This window comes from Umezawaea tangerina (assembly GCF_003002815.1).
In the GTDB taxonomy this organism is placed as follows: Bacteria; Actinomycetota; Actinomycetes; order Mycobacteriales; family Pseudonocardiaceae; genus Umezawaea; species Umezawaea tangerina.
On sequence record NZ_PVTF01000009.1, the window covers coordinates 1 to 19,136 of the forward strand.

Below are 19,136 nucleotides of genomic sequence, written 5' to 3' on the forward strand. Positions count from 1 at the left end.
GTGTGCGGATCGGATGCGTCAGACACATCCACTTCGCCCAGAGGTCCTCGCTTGTTCAACTCGACACGCCGTTCACAACCTCACTAGTCACAACAGCTAGGCGCTGAAGGCTTGCTCCCGGTCCCGCTCCTCCGACGTCCCGGCGGTCCTGCCGACCGCGTGGCGGAGGGTGGGCGGTGCCGTCGACGAGGTGACGACGGCGACCAGGATGGTGATCGTGCGGGTCTCGGTGGTCGGGACGCCGAGGCGCGGACCCGCGGTGGCGAAGAGGTGTGGAAGGTCCGTTCTTCCCGGTGGCGGAACGGTTTCGGCGCCCAGGACGCGTGCCGTCAGGCCACCGTCAGCGGATCTCCTCGATGACCGAGATCCCGGTGCTCCCGTTGCTGCCGAACCGCTCCCACACCTCGTCCAGGCGGATGCGGCCGTCCTCCAGGACGACCGGCGTGCTGGCGCAGTGCCCGGAGACCACCTCGCCGTCGTCGAGGACCATGCAGTAGGCGAAGTCCAGCTTCCCGTCGGGCGCGCACGTCCCGGTGAGGGCGCCGCGGCGGGCCTTGCCGCCGAGGAACTCGCCCCACAGCAGGTCGCCCTCCTGCCGGTAGACCGCGACACGGGACTCCTCCGGGGCGCCGTCGGCGACCGGGCTGAACCTCTTGCCGTCGTAGTTGATCACTTCTGCTTCTCCTCGCGGATCTCTAGCGTGCAGCACTTGGCGCTGCCACCGGACTTCAGGAGCTCGGACAGGTCGACCCCGATCGGGACGAACCCGCGGTCGGCGAGCACGTCGTGCAGGTGCGCGGCCTCCTGGGCGAGCAGCACGTGCCTGCCGTCCGACACGGTGTTGAGGCCGAACACCTCGGCGTCGGCGTCGGTGGCCAGCACCGCTTCGGGGTACAGGTCGAGCAGGACCGCCTGGCTCTGCGTGGAGAACGCGGGCGGGTAGTACATGACCTCGTCGTCGTCGAGCACCGACAACGCGGTGTCGAGGTGGTAGAAGCGCGGGTCGACGAGGGTCAGCGCGACGACCTCGCGGCCGAGGAACGCGGCCGCCTCGGCGTGCGAACGGGGGTCCGTGCGGAACCCGGTGCCCGCCAGGATCCGGTCGCCGACGACGAGGTAGTCGCCCTCGCCCTCGTTGACGAACTCCGCCTCGCGGGTGCGGAACCCGTTGGCGCGGAACCACTCCAGGTAGGCGGGTGCCTCGGGCGCCCGCTCGGCGTGGCGGAAGCGGGCGGAGAGCACCCGGCCGTCGACGACGGTCGCGCCGTTGGCCGCGAACACCATGTCCGGCAGGCCCGGCACGGGGTCGACCAGGTCGACCCGGTGGCCCAGCCCCAGGAACAGGCCGCGCAGCCGTTCCCACTGCACCAGGGCGATGGCGGTGTCGGTGGGCTTGTCGGGCCGCATCCACGGGTTGATGGAATAGGTGACGTCGAAGTGCTCCGGTCGGCACATCAGGTACCGGCGCGGTCCGGCGACGCGGACCGGTCTCGGCGATGTCTGGGGCAGCACGGGAGTCCTCTCGTGGTGGACTGGTCGGACCGCTCCCCCGGCGCCGCGGGTGGCGCGGCGCCGGAGGTGTCGGGGAGTCGTCGCTACGGGGCGAACGTGACCTTGATCTTCGCGGCGAAGTCGGTCATCCTGGCGAAGGCGTCCTGCTCGGAAGTACCGGTGGTGCCGAGGAAACCGAGGATCGTGTTGCCCTCCGGGGGCCTGCGGATCGTGTCGCCGGGTCGGGCGGTGATCTTGAGTAGGAACACCCGGTCGGACTCGCTCACCTCCGCGGGCACGTCGACGTGCTCGACCACGCCCGCCTCGGAGATCAGGCACATCGCGGTGACGTGCACGCCGGTCGGCTCGAAGTGCCGCACGGCGGGCCTGCGACCCGCCGCGATGTCGACGACGGCCGCGATGGGGTCGTAGTCGGCGGTGGTGCGGGCGATCAGGTCGAGCCCGCCGCCGCCGACCCTGGCCGCGATCTCCAGCAGGTAGGGCTTGCCCTCGTGGAAGCGGACCTCGGCGTGCATCGCGCTGCGCCGCAGGCCCTGCGCGTGCGCGCCCGCCTTGACCACCGCGTGCACGGCGGCCAGGTCCTCGGCGCTCATCGACGTCGGCGCGTGGTGCACGTCGTCGTCGAACGTGCCGCCCTCGGCGGTGATCCGGTCGACCACCGAGCCGAGGTAGACCTCGTCGTCCCAGGCAACGGCTTCCATCAGGTACTCGCGACCGTCCAGGAAGGACTCGACGAGCAGGCCCTGCGGACCGAGGTCGATGCCGTCGGCCTCCGAGTTGGCCCAGAACATCCCGCGGATGCCGTCGATCGCCTGCGCGAAGTGCTCGGTCAGCTCGGCGGCGTCGTCGCACTTGAACACGAAGTTGCTGCCCGCGCCCATGGTGGGCTTGAGGATGACCGGGTAGCCGAACTCCTCGGCGGCGGCCAGCGCCTGCGGGAGCTCGGTGGCGTAGCGGAAACCGGGGTGCGGTGCCGCCGCGCGCTCGTGGGCCTGGCGCATCAGCAGCTTGTTGCGGCTGTTGAGCGCCGCCTCGACGCCGATCCCCGGCAGGCCGAGGGCTTCCGCCACGGCGGCGACCGCGATGACCGCGGCCTCGGAGAAGGTGAGCACGCCGTCGAAGTGCTCGGTGGCGTGCCACTCCTTGGCCGCGGCGATCAGCTCGTCGAGGTTCCTGTTGCCCACCAGGCGGTAGCGGTCGGCGGGCCAGAAGTCCTCGGTGCCCTCGCCGTTGAGCACGAACAGGTCGACGCCCAGCGCCCGCACCTGCTCGTAGCGGGAGGTGTAGTAGTTCAAGTACTGACGGGTCTCGATCGTGAGCAGTTTCATGGCCTGCCGTCTACCTCGCGCCGTCGAGAGCGGGGGTCCGCTCGGGGGTGTCCGCCGTGTTCGGCAGACGGGGGAACCGGAAGGGGGCGATCTCGTGCGGCTGGTCGCCGGTGATGCGGAGGTCGACGCCCTCGGCGACGAGCGCGTCGGTGACCTCGACCATGATCGGCGCGACGCAGGAGAGCAGCGTGCGGATCTCCAACAGCAGGTCGCCCGGCCGCACCGGCGCGCTGCCGTTGGCGCTCAGGTCCAGCGAGTCGGCCGACCTGCGCAGCCGGTCGAGCTGGGTGAGCACGGTCTCCGCGGCACGGCCGAGGCTGAAGTTCGGCAGCTCGTAGCAGAGCCGGAAGCGCTCCAGCATCGCCGCGGCCCGCCGCCGTCCGACCTCGGTGGTGGGCAGCGGCGCCGCGGTGTCCAGCGCCACCAGGCCGAGCGTCAGCGCCTCGGACAGAGCGTTCCACGGCTCCACCAGTCGCCGCGTCGTGACGCCGTGCATGGCGTCCCGGCTGAAGTTGGTCCGCTGGTACTCGGGGGCGGTGAGTGCCAGGAAGAACCTGACCAGGTCGCGCGGGACCTCCGCCAGCAGGTCCGCGCTCCAGATGAGGTGGTTGCGGCTGGTGGAGAACTTCTCGCCGTCGAGGTCGTAGAACTCGTTGCACACGTTGGCGTCCGGCGTGGTGTAGCGCTCGCCGTGGGCCAGCAGCATCACCAGGTCGACCAGACCCCAGTGGTAGACGTTGTCGAAGCCGTGGAAGTACACCAGCTCCGCGTCACCGGCCGCGAGCCACGCCTCGTCGGTCGCGGCCGTCTCCTTGCCCTGCTGGGCGTTGGCCCACCAGGTGGCGTAGATGGAGGCGGGCATCGCCTCGATCCACGGGTACAGGACCTGCCCCGGCGTCTCGGGGAACGGTGCCGCGATGCCCCACGTGCCGGGGAAGGTCACCGGGATCTCCGGCAGCGGGCGGGCGAGCAGCTCGCCGATCAGCTGCTTGGCGTGCGGGCGCCAGCGCGGCGTGCGCGACGCGTAGTACGCGGTGAGCCGCTCGCGGTAGTCCTCCATGGCCAGCACCAGGATGGTCTGCTCGCGGTAGACGACCACGTCCGTCGGGTCCACCGTGTACTTGGGGTCCAGCAGCTCGTCGAAGTTGTTGGGGTGCCCGCAGGTCTCGCAGGCACCGCCGCAGCTGCCCGCCATGCACACCGGGCAGGTGCCCGAGACGAGCCCGTCGAACAGGAAGACGCCCGCGTTGCGCGCGTAGGGCAGCCGGACCGTGCGCAGCTTGAACCGGCCCGCGGCGTGCAGCTCGGCCACGTAGTCGAGCACGGTCCCGCGGTACCGGTCGTCGATGGGCGGCAGCCCGGCCATCAGCGTGCCCATCGCCGCCAGCGAGCGCTCGATCTGCGCCGTGGAACGGGAGACGAGCTCCTCCGGCGTAATGCCCTGGCGGTGCGCCGTGGCGACGACGTAGGTCTGGCTGTCGTCGGTGCACGTCGTGTACACCACCGGTCTGCCCGTCGCCCTCAGGTAGCGGGAGTACACGTCGCCGGCGAGGTAGGGCCCGGCCATGTGGCCGACGTGCAGGTCGCCGTTGGGCGTCGGGGTCGCCGCGATGACGATCGCGGGACGGGGCGGGGGCGTCATACCGCCGACTCCTCGTGGCGGGCGGTGAACTTCTCCGCCAGCTCGGCGTCCCACCAGACGGCGTAGAACTGGAAGTCGGCGTCGCCGTTGTTCACGACCTGGTGCCGCTCGTGCGGGGTGAAGTGCACGACGTCGCCCGCCGCGAACGGGGTCGTGCCCGCGTTGGTGACGATCTCGGCGTCGCCGGACACGGCCACCCAGATCTCGTACTCGTGGTGGCCGTGCGCGCCGGACTCCTTGCCGGGCGGGACGACGCACCACGAGCCCTCGAACGGCGCGTTCACCGCGGCCCACGGCATCAGCCGCTGCGCGTTGAGCCCGTTGTCGGGCTTGAGGTTCTCGCGGTCGAGCTTGCGGATCTCCATCATCGGTCTTCTCGTCTCCCGGTCAGAGGGCGGTGGTGACGCCCGCGAGGGCCTCGGTGGACTGGCGCGGCAGCACCGACGACTCCGCGAGCGGCGTCCGGCGGTGCGCCAGCAGGTCGGCGACGATCTCGCCGGAGCGGATCGCCAGCACGCTGATCAGGGAGTCGGCGATCCCGTGCGTGGCCTCGTTCACGCCCTGCAGGTAGACGCCCGCGCTGACGGTGGGCGGCAGGGTCATGCGGTAGTTGCGGTCGACGGAGAAGTTGTCCACGCCGACGGAGGCCGCGAGGTTGCGGGTCATCCTCGGCATCTCCTTGGCGAAGCCGGTGCCGAGCATGACGACGTCGCAGCGGATCTCCTCCTGCAGCGCCGTCTTGCGGTCGGTCAGCGTGAGCACGACCTCGTCGCCGTCCATCCGCGCGGCCGAGATCTCCGCCATGGTGATCATCGACAGCCGCTCGGCGCCGGTCAGCTTCTCCAGGTACATCGTGCGGTAAAGGTTGTCGAGCATCGCCGGGGCGAGGCCGGAGTAGTTGGTGCGGTGCATCTCCCGCAGCAGCTGCTCGCGCGCCTCGGGGCGGGCCGAGTTGAACTTGTCCACGAAGGACGGGTAGAAGAGCTCGTTGGTGAACTTGCTGCTCTCGTAGCCGTTCAGGCCGATCGAGCGCATCACTATGGTGCACTGCGAGTTCGGGAAGCCCTGGTGCGAGGACCACAGCATCTCCGCCGCGCTCTGCGCGCCGCCGACCACGACGATCCGGTGCGCCGCCGCCGGGTCCATCTCCGCGGTCCGCGAGGAGAACTCCGTGCTGTGGACGACCTTCTCGCGCGGGATCGCGGCGAACTCCTCCGGCACGAACGGGTCGCGGCCCGCGCCGATGACGAGGTCGCGGCAACGGACGGTGCCACCGTTCGAGAAGCGCACGAGCCATTCGGTGACCTCACCCGCGACGACGCCGCTGGGCTCGATCGCCACCACGCGGCGGCCGTGCTCGACGCGGACCTTCGTCAACGACCGCGCCACCCACTGCAGGTAGTCGGAGATCTCGAGCCGGTAGGGCGTCGCGCTGCCCAGGTTGATGAACTCGTCGAGCCGGTCGATGGAGTGCAGGTAGTTCACGAACGAGTACCTGCTGCGCGGGTTGCGCAGGGTCACCAGGTCCTTGAGGAAGGACACCTGGCTCTGCGACCACGGCAGGAGCATCCCGCGCTGCCACGCCACGTCGTCGTACTGCTCGACGATGAGCGTCCTGGTGGAGAGCTCGTCGGGCGCCAGCTCCTCCAGCGCGACGGCGAGGGCCAGGTTCGCGGGCCCCGCGCCGATGGCCAGCAGCTCTACTTCTTGGTGGTCCAACACACTCTCCCAAACTCGTGGTGGTGACGACACACCTCTGGTGCGGTGCCGTCGTGGATGTCCTGCGGCGCCGTGCGGACGCTAATCGACCGGAGCACCGGTGGACCAGGAAATGGATCCACCTACTTCTACCCAATAGGTGAATCGCATGGAGCCATTCACCGAAAACCACACCCGTCGCGATCACGGGTTCCCGAAATGGGCGACACCTCCGCCCCCGGAGCTGCCGCATGCCGTTTGACCTGCATCTACGAGGGACGACGAGCCGCCGTTTCCGACCGCCCCGGCCGGAATCGAATCCCCTTTCACAGCGCAGCCCTGATACGCCTCCTCACGGCGACACAGCGTCGGTCATCATCCGGAAAACAACCACAGGACCCGCAGAGCAGCGCACAGCGGAATGCGCCGAACCCACTACTCCGGAAATCCACATGACCATGGGCGCACCGCGTGCTCACATCCGCGGACGCGCTTACGGGGAAACGGGGTCAGCCCGCGACCCCGGCCAGTCCGCGCACCAGCATCCGCGCGGCGTGCCTGCTGACGCCGACCACGGTCTTGGCCGCTCCCCCGCTGCCCCCGGTGAAGGTGAACACCGACGACGAGCCAGGGATCGGCAGCAGCGCGAGCCCCGAGGGTTCGCGGTAGCAGTCGAAGGACGCGACCACCTCGCGGGGCGAGCTGTGCCGGACGTCCACGCCGAAGCGGGCGCGGGCACTGCTCACGACGCGGTCGGCCAGCGCCGCGTCCGGTCGCACCGCGGCGGGGTCGACGTCCCAGCGGTCGCAGCCGAGCCCCAGCAGGAACGTGCCCTCGCCGTGCGGCCGCCCGTAGAGGCCGGTCGGCTCGTCCACGAACGCGCCGAGCCCCGGCACGCGCATCCGGTACACGCCGTACTGGATCTGCTTGGTGCGCAAGGTCCTGCCGTGCGGGACGAGCGCGGGTGTCCACGCCCCCGCCGCGACGACGACCACGTCGTACTCGTGCTCGGTGCCGTCGGCCAGTCGCAGGCCGCCCTCCGGCGTCACCTCCGACACGACCGTCCGGCGGACCTCACACCCGTTGTGCGCCAACCACACCAGCGCGTGGGCGCGCAGCAACGCGGGTGAGATGTAGCCCGCGCACCGCTCGACGACGCCGATCGCGTCGGGTGCCAGGCCGCGGAAGCCGAAGTCCTCGGCCAACCGCGCCGCGGTCCCGACCCGCGCCGACCCCGGCAGGACGTCGTCGACCTCGCGCAGGGACGCGCTCGGGTCCACGCCTTCCGGCAGCAGGTAGACCGCACCCACCTCGCGGTAGCCGGTCCACTCCCGCAGCATCGGGCTGCCCCTGACCTCCGCCAGGCTCTCCGCCGCGATCCGGCACGCGTCCGGCGCGGTCTCGAACGCCCGCACCAGGCCACCGGACGCCCCCGAGGCGTCCGGTGTGGACGGATCCCCGACCAGGACGTCCACCAGCACGTCGGGGGACTGCTCGCGCAGCCGCCAGGCGAGGAGGCTGCCCGCGACACCCCCGCCGACCACCGCGATCCTCACGTGCTGACCCCTCCGACCGGCGGGGTCGGAAAAATCGGACACCGAGGAGCGGGTAAATGGCGCAAACGGACATCTTCGACATGAGACGAGTGGTACATCCCCGAAACTCCCTACAGGTTGTTACCCGGATCGTATGCGCAGCAACGACCAAGTCAACGACTCATTATCCATATTCTTCTTCGTGCCATCCGGAAGCCTGATGAGGCCGATCAGGTGCATTCGGAACCGAACCGCTCGACCGCCGGTACGCCTATCACCCCTGGTAGGAGGAAGACGGCCGACTCCGGATACACCTCGGGCGCACAGGTCTGCCAGGTATGCGGATTTCCGCACGAGGAGTGGTACAGGCCCTCGTTCCGCGAATCGACGAGGAACCGGAGCAGATTGACCGAGGGTCGTTCCCCGGCGCAAGGAGCATTTCCGGTGTCCCACCCCACGGGAAGGCGGGACAGGAATGGGAACCGGAGGTTCACGTTTTCCGGGCACGCCTGCGGGACGCGGCGCCGACCGGCACCGCGTCCAAGGGGAATCCGACTCCGATCCGCACGGGCCCGCGAGGGCACCGGCAGGGCACGGCTCCGGGGGCGGTCGGAGTCGCGAGCCCGGGAGACCGTATCCCCGCCCCGCGATCCCGGACAGCCGCCAACCGGCCGCTTAGCCCACGGTGACCGCCCCGTCACGCGTGACCACGAGGTAGCAGTACTCGTCGATCATCTTCGCCAGCGAACGACCCGGCCTGCCCAGCTCCCGCGCCAGCGCGGGCTCGTCGATCCCGGCCTCGGCCAGCAGGTCCCGCGCCCACGCCCGGCCCAGCACCAGGTGGCGGGTGTAAGCGGCACCGTCGCGCGCGCCGTGCAGCCTCAGCGCGATCATCTCGTCCCACGGCATGACCGTGTTGGGGCGCAAGGCGAACAGCATCTTGGAGGCCGCCGTGGACCCCAGGCCGCGGACGCTCCTGGTCTGCGCGGCGGGCACCGAGGCGAGGTCGGCGAAGCACTCGCCCATCACCTCGACCTGCTCGTCGGTCAGGTCGGCCATCCACGTGTCGTGGGCGGGCAGCTCGGCGCGCCACCGCTCCCACCAGCCCGCCACGCCCTGGTCGAACACCTCCGGCTCGCCTTCGCGCGGGTAGCGGATGCGGCAGCCCCAGGCGTTCAGCCACCGGTGCAGGGCACGGCGGTGGGCCTGGAGGGCGAGGTCGGCCGCGGGCGCCGTGGCGAGCGCCAGCTCCGTCCACGACCTGTCGGGGCCCGCGTAGCCGCCGAACTCCAGCACGGCGGCGCGCAACGCGGCGAGGTTCGGCTTCACAGCCGGGACAGTAGCCGCTTTCCGTTGTGCCCGAACACCTCCGGGCCGACGTCGGGCCGATTAGGATCGGTGGCGTGACCACGATCCCCGCGAACCCGACGGCCAACACCAGCGTGCAGGCCGACTACCGGCACTACCCCAAGGAAGCGCTCGCGCTCCCCGCGTCCGACCTCGTGCTTCCCGTGGGCCACCTGAAGTGGTACGAGGTGCGGGAAGCCGAAGCCGTGATCCCCGACGCGACGCGCGAGCAGGCCCACGCGTTCCTGCTCGACGAGGTCGCCTCCGGCGGCCTGGCCGTCGCCGACGACATCGGCTTCGTGATCCACCACCTGTGCGGCGAGTCGTTCTACTTCCTCATCGTGAGCAGCTGGCGCAACAACAACGAGATGTGGCAGACGCTGTACTACAAGGACGGCGACGCGCCGCTCGCCCGCTTCACCGACGGCCCCCACCGGTCGATCAACTGCGTGTGGGAGATGGGCATCGTGATGCACGAGCAGCAGCGGTGGAGCCGTTTCCTCTACTCCGCGCGCGACGAGGCCGCGCTGGCCGCCTACCTCGACGACCGGTTCACCGGCACCGTCTGAGTCCGTCCACCGTGGACGGACGCGGGGTGCGCCGCCGGCCGGGCGGCGCACCCCGGCGGGCTCACCCCGCCGAACGCAGGCAGAAGTCCAGCCTCGCACGGGTGTCCGCGTCGTCGGACACGGCGAGCACCAGCCGGTAGTCGGCCGCGGCCTCGCCGTAGCGGCCCGCCTCCTCGTAGGCCACCGCGCGGTGGTAGCGCAGCTCCGGCCGGTCGCCGAGCGCCACCGCGCGGTCGAGGTCCGCCAGCGCGCCCCGCACGTCCCCGCCCTCGAAGCGGAGCCGCCCGCGCAGCGCCCACGCCTCCGCGAGGTCGGGGTCGAGCTCCAGCACACCGGTCGCCACCCGACCCGCCTCCTCGGTCTCACCGCGTTCCGCGAGGAGCTTCGCCTTGAGGCACAACAGGTGCGCGTCGTCCGGCGCGAGCGCGAGGCCGGTCGTCACGTCGGACCACGCTCCCGCCGCGTCGCCGAGGGAGCAGCGCAAGCCGGCCCGGCCGACGAGAGCGCCGACGTGACCGGGGTCCAGCACCAGCGCGCGTTCGAACGCCGCCAGCGCCCGCGCCGGGTCGCCGAGCCGCATCAGGGTGTCACCGATGTGGTGGTGCGCCCCGGGGAACGGCGGCGAGAGCGGCAGCACCCGTCCGAACGCGGCGAGCGCCTCCTCGTCACGCCCCAGCGCGCGCAGCGCGGTGCCGACGTGGAAGTGGTGCTCTGCGGAACCGGGGTCGAGGGCGACCACGGCGAGGTGGTCGGCCAACGCGTCCTCGAGCCTGCCCGCGGCGGCCAAGGCCCGCGCGCGGTCGTGCCGCAACAGCAGGCGGTGCAGCGGGTGGTCCTCCAGCTCGCCGTCCAGCACGGCGAGGCAGTCGTCCAACAGCCGCACCGCCTCCTCGGGCCTGCCCTCGTGCAGCTCCAGCAGCGCCAGGCCGTTGCGGCCGGACACCGTGCGGGACAGCCGGGTCCTCGGGTCGGGTAGCCGCGTGGCGAGCACGGAGGCGAGGTTCAGCCACGCCCTGGCCGCGCGGAGGTCCCGCCGGTGCGGGGAGAGGTGGTCCACGTGCAGCATCGCGATCCCGTACGCGCACATGAGGTGCACCTCGGGGTCCGCCGACGTGGCACGGGCGTCCTCGTACACGGCGGCGGCCTCGTCGAACCGCCCGACCGCCGTCAGCGACGCGGCCACGCCCTCGGTGAAGTACCACCACAGCGCGGGTCGGTCGCCCTGGTCCACCAGCGCCCGGCCGCGCGCGCCGAGGTCCGCGGCGGCGTGGTGCAGGCCGACCTTGCGGCAGTGGCCCATGGCGTGCTCGATCGCCCGCACCCCCGCGACCCGCGGCCGGGAGCCGCGCTCCGCGTGGTGCACGATCGCGCCCAACGCCAAGGACTGCTCCCCCAGCGCGTGCAGCTCCGCGCACCGGATGTCGTGCAGCGCCTCGCGTTCGGGCCGCGGCAGCCGGTCGTAGGCCGCCCGGTCGGCCGGGTCGTCGCTCGTGCCGTCGCTGTCGACGAACGCCCGCGCGTCGCCTCCCGTACCGGGCAGGGCCGAGGTCGGGACGTCCACGACCCCGGCCCGTGCGGCGAGAGCGGCGCTCAACGGTCCCGCGATCCCGGCCGCCGCGCCCAGCACGAGGCGCAGCTGCGGGATGTCGTTGCGGCGCAACAACACCGTGAGCAGCTCGACGTCGGTCGGGTCGGCCTCGTGCACGTTCTCGACCACCAGCGTCCTCGGCCCGTCGTCGTGCGCGCCGAGGTAGCTGCGCAGGAAGTCGGCCAGTCCGTTGGCGATGTTCAGGGTGTGCAGGCCGGAGTAGTACCGCGTGCGCTCCCCTTCGCACACCGTCCACTCCAGGGTCTGCCAGGCCGCGGGCACGGTGGCCACCAGCTCGGGCGCGACGCTGGCCAGCTCGACGTTGTGCCGGGCGGCCAGCTCGGGGCACCGCGCGAACGCGTCGGCGGCGACGGTCCGGACCAGCGCGCCCGCGGCGGTGTAGGGGCCGCGCAGGCCGCGGTGGGCGTCCACGGCGGCGAGGACCGGTGGGAGGTCGAGCCGCGCCCGTGCCCGGAGGCGGTCGGCCAGGCGGTCGGCCCTGATCCAGAGGTGGCGGTCGGTCATGGAACGGGTCCTCTCGTGAACGAGCCGCCGAGTCGCGATGCGGGGAAAACTACGCGATCGGGACGACCCGCAGCACCCGCGAGCGGAGGGTGGGCGTCTCACCGCGCGAATTCCCATTGCGACCATAGGGCGGACCGATGGGTCTGCCCGCGCGGAAATCGTTCGCGCCGGACGCCCGCGCGGGAGAGGATCCGACGAGCACCGCACCGAGGAGAGCGCATGACCGAGCACACGTACCGGGTTCTGGTCCGGGGACGCTTCACCGACCTGGACGACGCCGGACGCGAGCGCCTGCTGGCCGAGGTGGACCGGCACAGCCTGCTCACGAACGGCTTCAGCGAGGACGGCGCGCTCGCGTACGACCGGACGTTGGACTTCTTCAGCTACCGGGTGCAGTTCCGGGCCGAGGTGCGCGACGACGAACGGGCCGTGCGCGACCGCGGGCTGGCGATGGCAGGGCGGGCGGTCGACGGGCTCGGGGTGGACTACCGGGAGCTGCGGGCCACCGTCACGGACGTGGACCTGGTGAAGATCCGGCAGCGCCGGTAGGTCCGGCGTCCGACCCCACCACCGAGGCGGTTCAGGAGTAACGACGGACCGTCGGTTCCTGATGCTTTTTGTCCGGTTGTGTCGATGACACGTAACAGGTCTGGACCATACGCTCAGGGTTCCGCTGCCACGTCAAGGAGGACGAAGCCGAGGAGATCCGACCGTGAACACAGCACAGAAGTGTTGGGCCGCACTGGGAACAGCGGTGTTGGCCACCGCACTGGTGCAGTCCCCGGTGGTGGCCGCGCAACCCGCGCCCGACCCGGTGCAGGCGAAGATGCTCGCGCAGCAACCCCTGATCAAGGCGGCGGACGTCATCCAAGCCGTCGTCGACCGCGACGGACCGGCGGGCTTCGCCGGGATCGTGCTGGAGGAGTCGAACGTCGAGCTCTGGTGGAAGGGCGACGTGCCCGCCGCCGTCACCGACGCCGTGGCAAGCGCTTCCAAGGTGGCGCCGGTGCACATCTCCCAGGCCGCGCACTCGAACGCCGAGCTGCGGGAGGCGGCCAAGACCGTCGAGGCGCGCAGGGCGCTCGGGTCGCCGGTGCACGCGGTCAAGATCCCGGCGGACGGCAGCAGGCTCGTGCTGGGCGTCTACCCGCAGAGCGACGCGAGGTCGTTCACGGCGGGCCTCGGCGTGGACGTGCCGGTGGAGGTGGTGAACGAGGAGCCGCTGGTACCGGTGTCGCGGCAGAACGACGGTCCGCCGTGGAAGGGCGGCGCGACGATCGTGCTGAACAACTCCGCGGCGTGCACCTCGGGCTTCTCGGTCCGCAACGGTGACAACGCGCGGTTCCTGCTGACCGCGGCGCACTGCGGCAACCCCGGCAACCGGGTGACCGACCCGCAGGGCGAATTCATCGGCAACGTCAGCGCGGAGCAGTCCGACCACGACATCATGCTGATCCCCACCGGCAACGTGGTGAACCAGCAGTACGTGGGCGGTGGCGACAGCAACTCCACCGAGATCGTGCGCGGCTGGGGCGACGTCTACACCGGCGAGTTCCTGTGCCAGTCCGGGGTGACCAGTGCTCGGGAGACCGGGAACCCGGTGTGCAACATCAAGGTGCTGTTCTTCTACGCCGACCGCGAGGACCTCGTGGAGGGCGAGCAGCAGAACGGCCAGCCCGCCGCGCGGCCCGGTGACAGCGGCGGCCCCGTCTACGGCCCGTCCTCGGCCGGTGGCGTGATCGCCAAGGGCACGGTGACGCGCACCGCCGGGTCGCGCATCGGGTTCCAGGACTTCCGCACCGCGAACCGCGACTTCGGCGTCTACATCCCGCTGTAGACCTCCAAGCGGACCAGGGGCCCCGCTCCCGCAAGGGAAGCAGGGCCCCTGGTCCCGGCTACGGCCCGTGCGCCGGTGTCACGGACGACATCACGCGGACCGGGTGCGCGCGCGGCGCTCCTGGTCGGCGGCGACGGCTTTCACCAGCGCGTCGAACTGGTCGTCCGGAAGGGTGTCCAGCTTGCCGGTGAGGCTCTGCGTCAGCAGTTCCTGCGCCAGATCCGCCTCGGCGAACGTGCCCACGTCGCGCCCGAGCAGGGCGTCGAGCTTCGCGTTCGCGGCGGCGGCGGCCTGGGCGGCCTCGGTGGAGCGGAGGTCGATGTAGCGGAAGACCTCCTCCATCGTCGGAGTCCCGCCCCAGGCGTTCAGCATCCGGTCGCTCAACTGCATGTCGTTCCCTCCGTTGACGAGGTCGCCGATCCGACGGCCCCTGAGCGTGACGTTCTTGTCCACCCGTCCCGGTATCCCCGCGACGATCCCGTCCGAGGTGTGCTGGTGCAGCGCGTCGTTCGGGTGCGACCAGCCCTGCAGGTAACCCGGTTGCCCGTTGTACACGGCGACCCAGAGCAGCACGTCCTCGTCGGCCCACACGTCCGGGTCGATCCACCGGCTCTGCCACCACGACAGCGAGCCGTACACGAGGTGCCTGGCCACACCCGTCTCCTGGCGCACCACCCGGATGTGCTCGGCGATGTGGCTGTTGAGGACCTGCGGGGACGGCCAGACGAGGCCGCCGCCCTCCCAGTTCTCCGCGTCGTACATCGGCGCCAGCGCGTCGTCGTCGAACAGGCCGTGCTGCCGGGCGTTGTCGACGAAGAACCGGGCCTGCTGCGCGGCGTCCACGCGGGGGTCGCCGAAGTGGTACCCACCGGGGGCGACGCCCGCCGCGCGGGCACCCGCGACCTGCGCGCCGCAGGACGGGTTGAGGTAGTTGACCTGCTGGCTCACTTTGATGCTCGCGCCGACGATCCCGTCGGCGCGCACGGCGTTCCAGTCGTTCACGGAGTTGTAGACCGAGATGTCGATCAAGTGCTCTACGGCATCGGCCATTGTTCACCTCGTCTTCTGGACGGCCATGGGGAGAGGGGAGAGGGGGCGTGCCGAGAGCCGGGCAGACACGGACCCTCCGGCGGATCGGACCAGGTCAGCCCGCACCGCCCGCAGGTCGCGGGCCGCACCCGGACGCGCTGGAGTTCATCTGGTCCCTGCACGGTCGAGGGGTTACCCACCTGGGCGCCGGTTCGAACCGGAACGACCGGTCTACCGGACAAAACGCGCACACTCCCCTACCTACGGCCGTGAGCGCGCCCCGGTTCAGCGGCCATTCGGGTGAGCGTGTTGCATCGACCGCAGTAGTGCGGCCGCCCCGCGGTCTGGTCCGGCCGCACGAACACCGTCCCGCAACGCCGCCATTCCCGCCTGGTCCCGGCCGAGCAGGTCCCGCAACGCGGCCTCCACGCCTGCGGGCGTGAGCGCGTTCGGGTCGAGGCACGCCCCGGCACCCGAGCGCTCCACGTCGTGGGCGACGCAGAACTGGTCGCTGGAGAACGGCAGCACCAGCGCGGGCACACCGGCGACCAGCGCCTCGGTGAAGCTGTTGTTGCCGCCGTGGTGCACCACCGCGGCGACGTGCGGCAGCAAGGCCCGTTGCGGCACAACGGGTTCGAGCACCACCCGCGGGTCGTCGGCGAGGTCGGCGAGCGCGGCCGCGCGGGCGCCCGCGGCGACGACCACGGTCACGTCGGGGACGCGCAGCGCGCCGGTGACCGCCACCCGGAGCACGTCGTCGCGCGCGGACAGGAACGTGCCCAGCGCGACCAGGACCACCCGGCGACCGCGGATCCGGTCGAGCCACCGGTCGTCGAGCGCCTCGGGTTCGGTGCAGTGCCCGAGGAACACCCGCTCGGGGCCGTCCGGCAACGGTGGCAGCCACGGGAACGGCGGGTAGTTCAGCACCACCGCGCGCGACGAAGTCAGGGCGAACGCCCGCCGCGGCGGGTCGACCCCGATGCCGTGGCGGCGCACGAAGTCGGCGAACAGGGCGGTGAACGAGGCGTCGGTCAGCGCGGTCGCCTCGCGCAGCGCCGCCAGCTCCGCCTCGGCGGGCCGGATCGCCGACGGCCACAGCTGGGGCAGGCCGAACAGCTGGTCGTCGCGGGTGACCAGGTAGGTCGGGTGGCCGGGGCAGAACGACGCGAACGGCAGGCCGAGCGTGTGCAGCGCCAGCGTGACCGGGTAGTTGAGCTGGTCGACCAGGTACCAGTCCGGGCGCAGCCGGTCGTGCAGGACGGCGAGGTCGGCGAGCACGTCCTCGGGCGCCGCCAGCATGTCCGCCCGCCGGTGCGAGGTCTGGGTGAGCAGCGCCGGGACCGCGCCGCGACGGGTCGAGTCGAGGAACTCGGCGAGCCTGCGGGTCGAGCCGTCGTCCTGGGCGGTGGTCTCCGCGACGCCGGTATTGGCGTTTCCGCTGGTCCGCAGCGGGGTGAACGCCACCCCGGCGGCGAGGTCGGCGAACTCCGGCGTGGACGCGAAGATCACGTCCGCGCCCTGCTCGGCGAGCGAGCGGGCCAGCACCGACAGCGGCTGGGCGTGCGAGCGGAACGGCGGGCTGACCACCACGACACGGGGCACGGGCGTCTCGCATTTCCTCGACGTGCGGAGCAATTCGATTCAAATTCGATCCAGAGGCGGTCCCCGGTTCGAACGTGGTGCGTGCGGACACATCCGGAAGTGCTTCGTGGCCTGGAAGACCGTCGGCGCCGCCTGAGCGGTCCCGCCCCCTCCCGATCACCCGACCACGTGGTCGGCGACCTGCTGGATCATCCCGTCCCGGCCGTGTTCTCGCTGTTCTGCGAGGCCGTGTCGGACCTGCTCGCGGTCGAGGGGAACCGACCGCCCGTGACCGCGGCGCTCCGCGGGGCGCTGCTGACCACCCGCGACGCCCAGGTGGTGTCGTGGCTGCTGGACACCTCGGCGCTGCACGGCCTCACCCCGCTCGACGCCGACGAGGCCAGGGCCGTGGGCGCGCGGCAGTCGCTGTGGCGGTACCTGGACGCCCTGGGGGTCGCCGTCGACGAGGACCCCGAGTCCCCCTACGAGAAGCTGCTGCTCGACCTGCTGCGGGACGGGGTCGCGCTGCCGGTCGCCCCTCGGGTCGACGGCCCGACCGTCGCGCAGTCGATGCTGATCGGCGGCACGGCCCGGCCGGGCGAGGGCGCGAGCGGCGGGCTGGGCGTGTTCCTGCGGTCGCTCGGGGACGCGCTGGCCGACCGCGCGGACATCGGCCGCGTGGTGACCGTCGTGCTCGACACCGACCCGACAGCGATCGCCGTGGCCGGGCAGGACGACCGCGAGCACTGGACCGTGCACGTCCCCGTCGACTCGCCGGTCGCGCTGACCCAGGCGGAGATGGGACGGCACCGGGCGGCGATCACCTGGTGGACGGTCCGGCTGCTGCGGCGGTGCGGGCTGACGCCGGACGTCGTGCACGTGCGGTACTCCGACGACGGCTCGTTGGCGATGGCGGAGGCCGCCCGGCACCTGGGCGCCAGGGTCGTGTTCACGCTGACCCCGGACCCGCACCGGCACCTGGCCGAGCGGTACGCCGCCGGGACGGCCGACACCGACGCCCTGCGGTTCGACCTGCACCGGGTCCACCTCGGCGACCTGCTCGTCGACCGGGCGGACACGGTGGTGTCGATCGGCGGGCGCAGCGACGAGCTGCGCGACCACTTCCCCCAGCTGGAGACCAGGACGGCGGTCGCCATCGAGGAGGGCATCTCACCGCTGCGGCCGCTGCCCCACCGGCCGGAGGCGCTGGTGGGCGAGCTGTTCCGGCCGTCGCGCTCGCTCCCCCGGCTCGACGACTCCGCGCGCGGCGTGCCGGTGCTGCTCAACGTCGGCCGCCTGCACCCGGTCAAGCAGCAGGGCGTGCTGGTGCGCGCGTGGCTGTCCCGGCACCTCTACCGCTCCACGGCACTGGTCCTGATCGGCGGGTCGGTCGCCGGGCGCACCCCGGACGAGCAGGCCGTGCTCGACGAGGTGCTGGCGCTCGCCGAAGCCGTTCCGCGGGCCCGCGGCAGGCTCGCGGTGCTGCCCGCGTGGCCGAACACCGAGGTGCGGCAGCTCGAACACGCCCTGGCGGAGCACCTGCCCGCGCCGGCGCCGCACGTGTACGCGTGCGGGAGCCTGAAGGAGGAGTTCGGCATCGCGGTGCTCGAGGCCATGGAGGCCGGTCTGCTGGTGGTCGGCCCGCGGCGGGGCGGGCTGCCCCACTACGTCGAGCACGGCCGCAACGGGTTCCTGGTCGACACGTCGTCCGCCGAGTCGTTGGGCGAGGGGCTGGCCGAGGTAGTGGCGCTGGGCGCCGCGACGGCTCCGGCGGCCGCGGCGGGCCGGGAGACCGTGCGGACGCGGTTCGGCATCGACCGGGTCGCGGACTCGTTCGCCGAGGTCTACCGCTGACCGCGTGTCGAACGTTCACATCGCCTCGACGATGATCCGGCAAAGGCGTTGCCCCTAGACCGAAAGGTACCTTTCGCGCGCCTTTGAACCCGGATGAAATCGAGGCCGTACTCCGGAGGGAACCGAGCAAGAAACCGCGACCACGACCCCATTCCGTCGTGCAACGCATTCCCGCCGAACCCCGTGAGGTGTCCCGATGACCCACGTCTTCCCCGAGCGCAAGAAGCGACGCGTCGCGCTCATCGGACTCGTCAGCATCGCCGCACTGAGCACCGGCCTCGCCGCCGCGGCGTTCGCGTCCGGAACGTCGCAAGGAGCCCAGCAGTCGTCCCAGGTGATCGCCTGCCCCAGCCCGGTGGACGCCATCCCCGCCGTCCCCGCGGGCGCGCAGGCCGAGGTCACCAGGGAGCTCGGGAACCTGGACAAGCAGATCGCCGAGGCCAACAAGCGGCTTGTCGACACCGCCGGACAGGGAGGCCCGAACTTCGTCGACAACGCGATCCTCGGACCGCTGGAGGACAAGCGGATCGCCGCCCTCAACCGGATCGAGACCGCCATCGGCCGCCTGGCCGCGAAACCCGAGGGCCTCGAACGGTTCGCGGCGTGCGCGCTGGGCGCCCCCGGTGACGCCGCGCCCGCGCCGAGCACGACGATCGACACCGAGGCACCCGGCGCCGGCGGGACCGAGCAGCCCACGACATCCGCCGCACCCCCGGCGGCGGGCGGCGGGGCCATCGCGTGCCCGAGCCCGGTGGACGCGATCCCGGCCGTCCCGGCGGGCGCGCAGGCCGAGGTGACCAGGGAGCTGGCCAACCTCGACAACCAGATCGCCGAGGCCAACAAGCGACTCGTCGACACCGCCGGACAGGGAGGCCCCAACTTCGTCGACAACGCCATCCTCGGACCACTGGAGGACAAGCGCGTCGCCGCCCTCAACCGCATCGAGACCGCCATCGGCCGCCTGGCCGCGAAACCCGAGGGACTGGAGCGGTTCGCGCCCTGCTCATTGCGCTAGGGCACCGCTCCGCGGGAGGAACGGGAACGGGCCGTCGGCCTACCGCGAGAGCGGTTCCGACGGCCCGTTCCCGTGT

16 protein-coding genes are annotated in these 19,136 nt (G+C 71.8%); 5 read left to right on the forward strand and 11 right to left on the reverse strand.

The features are described from left to right. Nucleotides 1-340: 340 nt before the first annotated feature. The 8 genes from CLV43_RS28175 to CLV43_RS28210 form a co-directional block, all read right to left on the reverse strand. Nucleotides 341-673, reverse strand: a complete 333-nt coding sequence (locus CLV43_RS28175; protein WP_106190674.1) for an avidin-fold protein — start codon at nucleotides 671-673, stop codon at nucleotides 341-343. After that, nucleotides 670-1,512: a dimethylargininase gene (gene ddaH / locus CLV43_RS28180; RefSeq protein WP_342749816.1), complete on the reverse strand. Its 843-nt coding sequence runs from the start codon at nucleotides 1,510-1,512 to the stop codon at nucleotides 670-672. Before ddaH ends, CLV43_RS28175 begins: the two co-directional genes overlap by 4 nt. An 83-nt stretch (nucleotides 1,513-1,595) precedes the next feature. Further along, nucleotides 1,596-2,840, reverse strand: a complete 1,245-nt coding sequence (locus CLV43_RS28185; protein WP_106190676.1) for an ATP-grasp domain-containing protein — start codon at nucleotides 2,838-2,840, stop codon at nucleotides 1,596-1,598. 10 nt (nucleotides 2,841-2,850) lie between these two features. Beyond that, nucleotides 2,851-4,482: a class I tRNA ligase family protein gene (locus CLV43_RS28190; RefSeq protein WP_106190677.1), complete on the reverse strand. Its 1,632-nt coding sequence runs from the start codon at nucleotides 4,480-4,482 to the stop codon at nucleotides 2,851-2,853. Further along, complete coding sequence (locus tag CLV43_RS28195; protein ID WP_211304600.1) at nucleotides 4,479-4,850, reverse strand: cupin domain-containing protein; 372 nt, start codon at nucleotides 4,848-4,850, stop codon at nucleotides 4,479-4,481. The genes CLV43_RS28190 and CLV43_RS28195 overlap by 4 nt, the downstream gene beginning before the upstream one ends. Nucleotides 4,851-4,869: 19 nt before the next feature. After that, nucleotides 4,870-6,201 (reverse strand): lysine N(6)-hydroxylase/L-ornithine N(5)-oxygenase family protein, encoded by a 1,332-nt coding sequence (locus CLV43_RS28200; protein ID WP_106191361.1) that lies wholly within the window; start codon nucleotides 6,199-6,201, stop codon nucleotides 4,870-4,872. 488 nt (nucleotides 6,202-6,689) lie between these two features. Then, on the reverse strand, nucleotides 6,690-7,736 hold the full coding sequence (locus CLV43_RS28205; protein WP_106190679.1) for an NAD(P)/FAD-dependent oxidoreductase: 1,047 nt from the start codon (nucleotides 7,734-7,736) through the stop codon (nucleotides 6,690-6,692). Between the two features lie 654 nt (nucleotides 7,737-8,390). After that, nucleotides 8,391-9,044, reverse strand: coding sequence for a hypothetical protein (locus CLV43_RS28210; protein WP_106190680.1), 654 nt, complete (start codon nucleotides 9,042-9,044; stop codon nucleotides 8,391-8,393). A 74-nt stretch (nucleotides 9,045-9,118) separates the two neighbouring features. Between CLV43_RS28210 and CLV43_RS28215 the strand changes: the two genes are divergently transcribed. Then, a complete protein-coding gene (locus CLV43_RS28215) occupies nucleotides 9,119-9,631 on the forward strand; it encodes a hypothetical protein (RefSeq protein ID WP_106190682.1) in 513 nt (170 codons plus the stop codon). A 61-nt stretch (nucleotides 9,632-9,692) separates the two neighbouring features. Here the strand turns inward: CLV43_RS28215 and CLV43_RS28220 are convergent, their stop codons facing one another. Beyond that, nucleotides 9,693-11,744, reverse strand: a complete 2,052-nt coding sequence (locus CLV43_RS28220; RefSeq protein ID WP_106190684.1) for a tetratricopeptide repeat protein — start codon at nucleotides 11,742-11,744, stop codon at nucleotides 9,693-9,695. A 219-nt stretch (nucleotides 11,745-11,963) separates the two neighbouring features. On the opposite strand from CLV43_RS28220, the gene CLV43_RS28225 reads away from it, so the two are divergent. Further along, nucleotides 11,964-12,293: a DUF6204 family protein gene (locus CLV43_RS28225; protein ID WP_106190686.1), complete on the forward strand. Its 330-nt coding sequence runs from the start codon at nucleotides 11,964-11,966 to the stop codon at nucleotides 12,291-12,293. A gap of 163 nt (nucleotides 12,294-12,456) precedes the next feature. Further along, nucleotides 12,457-13,581, forward strand: coding sequence for a trypsin-like serine protease (locus CLV43_RS28230; RefSeq protein WP_106190687.1), 1,125 nt, complete (start codon nucleotides 12,457-12,459; stop codon nucleotides 13,579-13,581). Nucleotides 13,582-13,671: 90 nt separating this feature from the next. Here CLV43_RS28230 and CLV43_RS28235 read toward each other — a convergent pair whose 3' ends face one another. Both CLV43_RS28235 and CLV43_RS28240 read right to left on the reverse strand, forming a co-directional pair. Beyond that, nucleotides 13,672-14,631 (reverse strand): glycoside hydrolase family 25 protein, encoded by a 960-nt coding sequence (locus CLV43_RS28235; RefSeq protein WP_106190689.1) that lies wholly within the window; start codon nucleotides 14,629-14,631, stop codon nucleotides 13,672-13,674. Between the two features lie 264 nt (nucleotides 14,632-14,895). After that, nucleotides 14,896-16,212, reverse strand: coding sequence for a glycosyltransferase (locus tag CLV43_RS28240; RefSeq protein ID WP_106190691.1), 1,317 nt, complete (start codon nucleotides 16,210-16,212; stop codon nucleotides 14,896-14,898). Nucleotides 16,213-16,380: 168 nt separating this feature from the next. On the opposite strand from CLV43_RS28240, the gene CLV43_RS28245 reads away from it, so the two are divergent. After that, nucleotides 16,381-18,045, forward strand: coding sequence for a glycosyltransferase family 4 protein (locus tag CLV43_RS28245; protein WP_106190692.1), 1,665 nt, complete (start codon nucleotides 16,381-16,383; stop codon nucleotides 18,043-18,045). Between the two features lie 196 nt (nucleotides 18,046-18,241). Continuing rightward, nucleotides 18,242-19,060, forward strand: coding sequence for a hypothetical protein (locus CLV43_RS28250; protein WP_106190694.1), 819 nt, complete (start codon nucleotides 18,242-18,244; stop codon nucleotides 19,058-19,060). Nucleotides 19,061-19,136: the final 76 nt, after the last annotated feature.

What these genes read in the sequence shown, in the direction of transcription:
- CLV43_RS28250 (WP_106190694.1), top strand. Translation starts at nt 18,242, where the DNA reads ATGACCCACGTCTTCCCCGAGCGCAAGAAGCGACGCGTCGCGCTCATC.
- CLV43_RS28220 (WP_106190684.1), bottom strand. Translation starts at nt 11,744, where the DNA reads ATGACCGACCGCCACCTCTGGATCAGGGCCGACCGCCTGGCCGACCGC.
- CLV43_RS28185 (WP_106190676.1), bottom strand. Translation starts at nt 2,840, where the DNA reads ATGAAACTGCTCACGATCGAGACCCGTCAGTACTTGAACTACTACACC.
- CLV43_RS28190 (WP_106190677.1), bottom strand. Translation starts at nt 4,482, where the DNA reads ATGACGCCCCCGCCCCGTCCCGCGATCGTCATCGCGGCGACCCCGACG.
- CLV43_RS28235 (WP_106190689.1), bottom strand. Translation starts at nt 14,631, where the DNA reads ATGGCCGATGCCGTAGAGCACTTGATCGACATCTCGGTCTACAACTCC.
- CLV43_RS28195 (WP_211304600.1), bottom strand. Translation starts at nt 4,850, where the DNA reads ATGATGGAGATCCGCAAGCTCGACCGCGAGAACCTCAAGCCCGACAAC.
- CLV43_RS28225 (WP_106190686.1), top strand. Translation starts at nt 11,964, where the DNA reads ATGACCGAGCACACGTACCGGGTTCTGGTCCGGGGACGCTTCACCGAC.